The organism is Cyanobacteria bacterium GSL.Bin1 (genome assembly GCA_009909085.1).
Taxonomy (GTDB): domain Bacteria; phylum Cyanobacteriota; class Cyanobacteriia; order Cyanobacteriales; family Rubidibacteraceae; genus Halothece.
Genome location: JAAANX010000131.1, coordinates 1 through 4,352, shown reverse-complemented (window position 1 = coordinate 4,352; position 4,352 = coordinate 1). Strand labels below are relative to the sequence as shown.

Sequence of the window (4,352 nt, the reverse complement as noted above, 5' to 3'; positions counted from 1 at the left end):
TCTGTTTAAGGTGTTCCTGAGCCTGTCGAAGGATGTCCTGTCGGACTTTTATTTGTTTGGTGACGATTCATCCCCCACTAATCTGACGCTATAGTGGGGGATGAATCGTCACATTAAGATAATCCCGGGTAAATCGCCAATACCATCCCCATTACTGTCATGAAAGCTACGGGGATAGATTTGATAAATAACCGCACGACGCCACCAGTTGTGAGGGTCTAGGTGTGACATCAAGGTTCCTCCTGATTGAATGAGCAAGTGAGTATGCCGCAAAGAAAAATCACTCTTATGAGCAATAGCACTTTACATTTCTCGGCTGGGCAAATGGGCAAAGTAGTAACCGTAGGGGGGAAGATTAATATGATCATCGCTACGCACAATTTGCTGTGATAGTCCAATTACTGATTCACAGTCGGCATTGCTGGTGAGATCATATTCAACAGGCTGATCGCTAATATTGAAGAGACAGAGCAGTCGTTGTTCAGCATATTCCCGCATAAACCCAAACAAGGGTTCTTTGGTATCTTCTAAGAGAGTAAAGTTACCGGCGATGAGAGCGGGTTGTTGTTTTCGCCAATGCAGCAGTTTCCGCCACGTATTGAGCAACGAGTTCGGATCTTCGTTTTGCACGTCAACGGCAAAGGAAAGATGTTTTTTAGGAATGGGAAGCCAAGGTTCATCGGCTTCCGTAAAACCGCCATTGGCTGCACGGCGTGACCAAGGCATGGGAGTGCGAGAACCGTCTCGTCCGAGAAGGGTTGGATAGAGGGCACGCCCGAAAGGATCTTGAATGCGATTTTCAGGGATATCTTTCGGGATTTTTGCTTCCGGTAAACCCAGTTCATCGCCCTGGTAGAGGCAGAGTGCCCCAGGAAGGGACAGTAAGAGGGCAGCTACCAGATGATAAAAGTCGTCAGGATAAGGTTGTCCTTCTAAATCAGCACCTGTCCAGCGCGATCGCAGCCGACCATAATCATGATTGCCTAACATCCAACATTGTCCCCCTTTTGTAAAATGCCGTTGCACTCGTTTAATGATGTTTTGCATTAATCCGGCGGTGAGGGGTTCTTCTTCCAGTAAGGCACTATTGTAGGCAAGATGGAGGCGTTGATCGCCAGCGACATATTCTCCAGATAGCGCGATCGAATCTTCGCAGAGGGTAACTTCTCCCAGCGTCACGACACCAGAATATTCATCAACCAGTTCTCGTAGGGGCTTTAAGGCGTCTAGAGTTTCTGGACGACAAAAATGATACTTAAACAACTGTTGTACCATCGGGTTATCCGGTGCAATTCCATCGGGATCAGGAGCCTCTTTAGGGCGCGGTGGATTATCTCGCAGTTGCGGATCATGAGTAAAGAAGTTCACTGCATCTAAACGAAAGCCATCTACGCCTCGCTTTAGCCAGAATTTTGCCCGTTTGAGAATCACATCGACGACGTCTGGATGATGCCAGTTTAAGTCCGGTTGACAGGGTAAAAAGTTGGCAAAGTAATACTGCTGACGCACCTTATCCCAATGCCAGCCACTTTTGCCAGTAAATGCAGAATACCAATTATTGGGCGGCGATCCATCTGGTTTCCCATCTGCCCAAACATACCAGTTCGCTTTGGCGTTATCCTGACTAGAACGACTTTCCACAAACCAGGGATGCTGATCTGAGGTATGACTCCACACTTGATCCATAATTACCTTGAGACCAAACGTGTGGGCCACTGCTAAGAGACGATCAAAGTCTTTTAAATCACCAAAAATCGGATCTATATCCATTAAATCGGTGATATCATAGCCCATATCTTCCATAGGGGATTCACAAATGGGAGAGAGCCAAATGGCATCCACACCCAGCGAGGCAATGTAGTCCATTTTGGCGATAATCCCTTTGAGATCGCCAAAACCATTACCGCCTGTATCTTGGAAGCTAAGAGGATAAACCTGATAAATGACGGCGTGTTGCCACCATTTCCCGCTTTGCTGCATATTGTGGGCATCTTCCCATGTCCATGCCCGTCGATTAATGACTGGATTACGCCACCATTTTTCATTGTATCTGAGGTCAGTAATCTTCATGAGACATCTTCCTCCTATCAAACTCTATGATCGCCTGAAGTTGAAGCAGATCGATTCTGACGAGAGGAGGAAAAGGGTAAGCGACCTTGCAAAATTAATTCTACATAGGCGTAACGCACAGAAAAATGAGCAAGCGGTTACTTGAAGATGATCGCTTCCAGTTCACTTAAGGCACGATCTAGGTCATCGTTGACAATAGAATAATCAAACTCATTTGCGGCAGCAATTTCGGCTTTGGCATGATCAAGACGTTGCGCGATCGCGTCTGGACTATCTTTCCCCCGTTTGGCTAAGCGTTCTTCTAGGACAGACAAAGAGGGGGGAAGAATAAACACTCGCTTGGCTTCTGGGAAACTTTCTTGAATTTTTCTCGCGCCCACCACTTCAATTTCCAAAACGACCTGTTCTCCTTTTTGGAGTTTATCTTCCACCGCCTGACGGGGAGTCCCATAATAATTTCCTGCATACTCTGCCCACTCTAATAGTTCTCCCGCTATCATCATTTCTTCAAACTTTTCCCGAGATAAGAAAAAATAATCTTCCCCATCCCTTTCTCCAGCCCGCGGTGGACGCGTTGTTGCTGAGATGGAAACACTCAGTTGTGGATGACGAGCGAGGAGTTGTTTCACTAAAGTCCCTTTGCCTACACCACTCGGTCCCGTCAAGACGATTAGTTGACCGCTTGTCATGAATTCTTAAATTAGTTACTGGCTGCTTGGTTATCTTTACTCAAAACAAAGCGATGTGCAACTGTTTCCGGCTGAATAGCCGATAGAATAATATGACTGGAGTCAGTAATAATGACAGCGCGGGTGCGCCGACCATAGGTAGCATCAACCAGTTGACCGCGATCGCGCGCATCAGTCACAATACGCTTGATGGGGGCTGATTCGGGACTAACAATCGCCACCACCCGATTCGCACAAACAATATTTCCAAATCCAATATTAATAAGCTGCATATCCATACCGCAAACAGCAATTCCTTGCTCATTAATGAGCCACTGATCCTCAGTTTCCATGTTATCGACAAAAAAAACTCTCTACCATTAAAACGGATACATATCTCGGATTTTGTGTCGTTTTTCTGACCCATGCTTTATGAATAAACTGTCCCTGACTCGTTTCTTACTTCCTCTTGGCTTTCAAATTGCTCTAATTTGTGCTATACCAGCGCAAGCCATTTATACTCATCTCACAGGAACTAAAGTTATCTTGCAAACCGTTCCCGTTGATCCTTACGATTTTTTGAGAGGATATTCCCAAACGTTGCGCTATGACATCTCTCGTTTAGAAGCCGTGAAAGCCCTCTCTGGTTGGGAAACGGTTGTGCGTCAAACCAGCCGACTCGAGGAAACCTCCCCGCCTAACGGCACAACCCTCTATGTCATTTTACAAGCCCCCACTCGCGACAATCAGACAAAGCCACCTTCTCCTTGGGGCGCGATCGCGGTGCGTCACCAACCGCCCGTTGACCTGCCGCCAAATCAAGTTGCCATTCAAGGAGAGTTAAATAAGGCTTGGGTTGATTATGGACTGGAACGGTATTATTTCCCAGAAGCGCAACGAGACACGATTAATCGGGAAATTAATCAACGCCAAGGTCGTACGGAGGAAGAACGTCCGTTTGTCGTAGAAGTGAAAGTAGATGAAGGGGGAAATGCAGTTCCGATTAGTCTGTGGTTGGGGGAGAAAAATTACCGCTTTTGAGTGGTTTTTGCTTGATTTTGGTTTAGATTTCAAACTCTGGCTCACTTTTGGTGATGCCTGGCGCGTGGTCTCATTCTGGGAGTGTTAGCACGAAGCGATCGCGCTGATCCGAGTCGAAGAAGCGACTCACCTTGGTGATGCAGGATTTTTCCAACATCAGTAGAGGAGGAGTGCTTGCGGTGACTTCTGTAAAGGGCATGTCGCATTGAGAAAACTCTGTGATTGCAATTCACATTAACCCGAGGCGGGGATTGCCACATATTAAGAAAAACTTATGATTTGAATTTGAGATTGCGTTTCAAATCCATGTTAGAGAGTGCAAAAATCTATGCCTTTTACGATAGACTTAATTACGTAGAAATTAATATATTGATAAACAAAAATCTATGGAAGCGATATTGCCTTCCTGCCCCGTTCGGAGAGTAGCCCTCTGTGAACACCCGGTCCACAGATTCTCGCTTAAGACCTGTGCTGTAGAGATGAAGTGCTTTACCCTTGCTTTTTAATGCTCACTTATAACAATAATCGCTCCTTGTTAGAGGAGACTGAAGGAGGTATTTATTAGTGGATTTC

At 46.0% G+C, this 4,352-nt stretch carries 4 protein-coding genes; 1 reads left to right on the top strand and 3 read right to left on the bottom strand.

Annotated features, from left to right (window positions below; genetic code table 11):
• Nucleotides 1-303 precede the first annotated feature (303 nt).
• From GVY04_16620 to GVY04_16610, 3 genes are all read right to left on the bottom strand, one after another.
• A complete protein-coding gene (locus GVY04_16620; GenBank protein ID NBD17692.1) occupies nt 304-2,070 on the bottom strand; it encodes an alpha-glucosidase in 1,767 nt (588 codons plus the stop codon).
• A 137-nt stretch (nt 2,071-2,207) separates the two neighbouring features.
• Complete coding sequence (locus tag GVY04_16615; protein NBD17691.1) at nt 2,208-2,759, bottom strand: guanylate kinase; 552 nt, start codon at nt 2,757-2,759, stop codon at nt 2,208-2,210.
• A gap of 11 nt (nt 2,760-2,770) precedes the next feature.
• A complete protein-coding gene (locus GVY04_16610; protein NBD17690.1) occupies nt 2,771-3,037 on the bottom strand; it encodes a DUF370 domain-containing protein in 267 nt (88 codons plus the stop codon).
• Nucleotides 3,038-3,170: 133 nt separating this feature from the next.
• Here GVY04_16610 and GVY04_16605 point away from each other — a divergent pair, with 133 nt between their 5' ends.
• Entirely contained in the window at nt 3,171-3,779 is a 609-nt protein-coding gene (locus tag GVY04_16605) for a membrane-anchored protein (GenBank protein NBD17689.1), read from the top strand.
• The last annotated feature ends 573 nt before the right edge of the window (nt 3,780-4,352 follow it).

What these genes read in the sequence shown, in the direction of transcription:
- GVY04_16620 (NBD17692.1), bottom strand. Translation starts at nt 2,070, where the DNA reads ATGAAGATTACTGACCTCAGATACAATGAAAAATGGTGGCGTAATCCA.
- GVY04_16615 (NBD17691.1), bottom strand. Translation starts at nt 2,759, where the DNA reads ATGACAAGCGGTCAACTAATCGTCTTGACGGGACCGAGTGGTGTAGGC.
- GVY04_16610 (NBD17690.1), bottom strand. Translation starts at nt 3,037, where the DNA reads ATGGATATGCAGCTTATTAATATTGGATTTGGAAATATTGTTTGTGCG.
- GVY04_16605 (NBD17689.1), top strand. Translation starts at nt 3,171, where the DNA reads ATGAATAAACTGTCCCTGACTCGTTTCTTACTTCCTCTTGGCTTTCAA.